Genomic DNA, 1,563 nt, shown 5'->3' with positions numbered 1-1,563 from the left:
ATGTGGCGGCCATGGTGGGTTATCACGGTGGGGTTTCGGCGGCGGCTGCTCAGTTGGCGTCATGGTCGGGTTCGGTGGCGGGGTTGCCCGGGTTGTCGGGTCTGGTCGGTGGCGCGACGGGGGCCGGCGCGGCGGCCGGCGCACCGTCAGCGCTCGCCGCACAGGCGACAGCCGGCCCGGCGGCGGTTTCGCAATGGCTTGACGACTTCGTCTTCAACCTGGGTTTCGGCAACATCGGCTCGTTCAACCTAGGCAGCGGCAACATCGGTGGGATCAACCTCGGCAGCGGCAATATCGGCGACACCAACATCGGCAGCGGGAACTACGGCAGCCAGAACTGGGGCGGTGGCAACACCGGGACCGCCAATAGCGGCAGCGGAAACATCGGGGACTACAACTTCGGCAGCGGAAACTTCGGCAGCGGCAACCTGGGCAGCGGCAACATCGGCAGCCTCAACCTGGGCAGCGGAAACTTCGGCACCATCAACATCGGCGGCGGAAACCTGGCCGACGCGTCCCTGGGCAGCGGAAACACCGGCGACTTCAACCTCGGCAGCGGGAATCTCGGTGGCGGCAACATCGGATTCGGAAACCTCGGTACCGGGAACATCGGGTTCGGCAACAAGGGTAACGACAACATCGGTTTCGGGCTTACCGGCAACGGTCAAATTGGCTTCGGCGCCTTGAACTCAGGCAGCGACAATATCGGTTTGTTCAACTCGGGCAACAACAACATCGGCTTCTTCAACTCCGGTAACAATAACATCGGCTGGATAAACTCGGGCAACGGGAATACCGGTTTCGGTAACGCTGGCGACTTCAATACCGGTTTCTGGAACGCGGGTAGCTCAAATACCGGCTTCGGTAGTGCCGGTAGCGCTAACTTCGGTATTTTTGACGCGGGAAACGGAAACTTCGGCAGCTTCAACGTGGGCACCCATAACACCGGCTTCGGAAATTCTGGTGCGGGAAATACCGGTTTTATGAATGCGGGCGACTCGAACACCGGTGCCTGGAATGCGGGTAATGTCAACACCGGCTTTTTCAACGGCGGCAACACCAACACCGGCGGATTCAATGGCGGCAACCTCAACACCGGCTTCGCCAGCGCGGTGGACCAGCCGGTCTTGAATTCCGGATTCGATAACCAAGGCGCCGGAAACTCGGGCTTTGGGAACAGTGATCCCAACGGTACTGTCAACTCTGGCTTCTTCAACACGGGTATCGGCAATTCGGGAATCTCGAATGCGGGGCCCGCGCTGATCCCCGGCTTCAATTCCGGTTTCAGCAATATTGGCACCAACAATGCCGGATTTGTCAACTCGGGTAACACCCTTGCAGGCATCTCGAATTCCGGTGACGACAGCTCGGGCATCGTTAATTCCGGCGATCAGAACTCCGGCGGCTTCAATTCGGGTTCAGGGATTTCCGGGTTTTTCCGGTAGCGGCCGAATCTGGGCTGCCCCCAGCGGATTTGGGCCCGCCGGCATGGGCGCGGGCATCCGATACCCGGGGGAACCGTTTCCTAGTGGTGGTTGGGTGGTCGACACGGGTGGGTGGTGG

1 protein-coding gene is annotated in these 1,563 nt (G+C 60.6%); it reads left to right on the top strand.

Going from position 1 to position 1,563, the window contains the following annotated elements; translation table 11 throughout:
* Positions 1-1,445: beta strand repeat-containing protein (locus EET03_RS17765; protein ID WP_136625720.1), on the top strand; the 1,445-nt coding region annotated here is incomplete at its 5' end.
* Positions 1,446-1,563 lie beyond the last annotated feature (118 nt).

It is taken from the genome of Mycobacterium innocens (genome assembly GCF_900566055.1).
GTDB classification, from domain to species: Bacteria; Actinomycetota; Actinomycetes; order Mycobacteriales; family Mycobacteriaceae; genus Mycobacterium; species Mycobacterium innocens.
The sequence above is the reverse complement of the archived record's forward strand: the minus strand, read 5'-3'. Positions and strand labels throughout refer to the sequence as shown.